1 protein-coding gene and 1 pseudogene are annotated in these 1,516 nt (G+C 75.3%); both read left to right on the top strand.

What is annotated here, in order from left to right; translation table 11 throughout:
* Positions 1-40: 40 nt before the first annotated feature.
* The gene (locus AC5LSR_RS15915) at positions 41-721 is read left to right on the top strand and encodes an SGNH/GDSL hydrolase family protein (RefSeq protein WP_250285205.1); all 681 of its coding nucleotides are present in this window, start codon (positions 41-43) and stop codon (positions 719-721) included.
* Positions 718-1,516: pseudogene (locus AC5LSR_RS15910) on the top strand (iron-containing redox enzyme family protein); the annotation flags it as partial. The gene AC5LSR_RS15915 and the pseudogene AC5LSR_RS15910, both read left to right, overlap by 4 nt.

Genomic DNA, 1,516 nt, shown 5'->3' with positions numbered 1-1,516 from the left:
CGAAACAGGCGCATTGGCCAGAACAGGTGAACCGGGCGAAATGACGGAGGCCACCGACCCGTACGTCCTGTCCACCGAAGCCGGCGCGCGGCTGTTGGCGGGCACGCCGTGGCGGCGGATCGCGGTGCTTGGCGACAGCATCTCGGCCGGCATCCGCGAGGCCGTTCCCGGTTACCAGGACCTGTCCTGGGTGGACCGGATCAGCGCCGTGCTGCGCCGCGTCCACCCCGACCTCGACGAGATCCGGCTGGCCAGGCGCGATCTGACGCTCACCGAGATCCGCCGGACGCAGCTGCGGCCGGCCCTGGACTTCCGGCCCGACCTGCTGTTCCTCTCCGGCGGCGGCAACGACTTCATCAGGCCGGGGTTCGACCCGGCCACCGTGCGCGCCGAGCTGACCGAGATCGTCTCCAGGGTCCGGGCGACCGGCGCCGACGTCCTCACCGTCGGGATGCTCGACATCGGCCAGGCGGGCATCGTCCCCGCGAAACAGGCGATGATGATCAGCAGGGCGACCAGGATCGTCGCCCGGATCACGCGGGAGGTCGCCCAGGAACACGGCGCGATCTTCGTCTCGCTCACCGACCATCCGCTCCGCGCCGACCCCGGCATCTACTGCGGCGACGGGCTGCACCTCAACTGCCGCGGCCAGGCGTTCGAGGCCGCCGAGAAGACGCGCGCGCTCGCCGCCCACCTGGCCGCGAGGAGCGAAGCCGCATGACGGACCTGACGACGTCGCTGCCGCGGGGCCCGTTCGAGTGCGGCCCGGCCGCGTTCGCCGAGGCGGCCGCGGCGGTGGCCGGGCCGCCGGCCGCGCTGTACCGCCGGCTGCTGGTCGAGCAGGAGTCCGAGGCGACGCTGGTAGCCGCCCGCCGGGTGCTCGCAGCCTTCCTGCCGGACGGCACCGGCCCGGACGAGGGCGCGGATCCGGCCGGACGCCCGGACAGCCAGCCGGACAGGAGCCGGGCCGGGCAGCCGGACGAGCGCGCGGCGGCCAGGCGTCCGGACGGGTGGGCGGACGGGCCACTGGACGAGGAGCTGCTGTTCGCCGAGCTGGCCGATGCCCGGGCCGCGATCGTGCGGACCGCCGCGCGGCTGCGCGCCGGCCCGGCCGGGACCGTGGCCACCGTGCTGCGGCAGCGTGCCCCGCTCGCGCTGATCGAGGGCTGCTGGCTCGACACCGTGTCGCAGCCGGCTACCCAGCCCGCCGTGATCGTCAACCGGCTGGGCGCCGAGCGGCTGGAGCTGCTCGGGGACGGCGTGGCCGAGCGCACCCTGGCCGCCCGGCGCCGCCAGCTGCTGGCGGAGCACGGCGTGGAGCTCCCCGACCCGCTGGCCACCGACTTCCTGACCGCGGCACAGGCCCGGCCGCTCACCGTGATGACGGCCGTCTTCTATCTGGCGCTGTCCCGGCTGCCGGCCAGTTTCCTGCCCGAGGTGGTCGGCGCGCACTGCGCCTTCCGGGCGCTGGGCACCGACGCCGCGCTGCTCGGGCCGTCCGGCCCGGCCGGACTCG

The organism is Protofrankia sp. CiP1_Cm_nod4, assembly GCF_982290645.1.
Note: the sequence above shows the minus strand (reverse complement) of the source record. Positions and strands in the feature narration are given on the sequence as shown.

Excerpts from the sequence above, each read along its gene's own strand:
- AC5LSR_RS15915 (WP_250285205.1), top strand. The coding sequence starts at position 41 with ATGACGGAGGCCACCGACCCGTACGTCCTGTCCACCGAAGCCGGCGCG.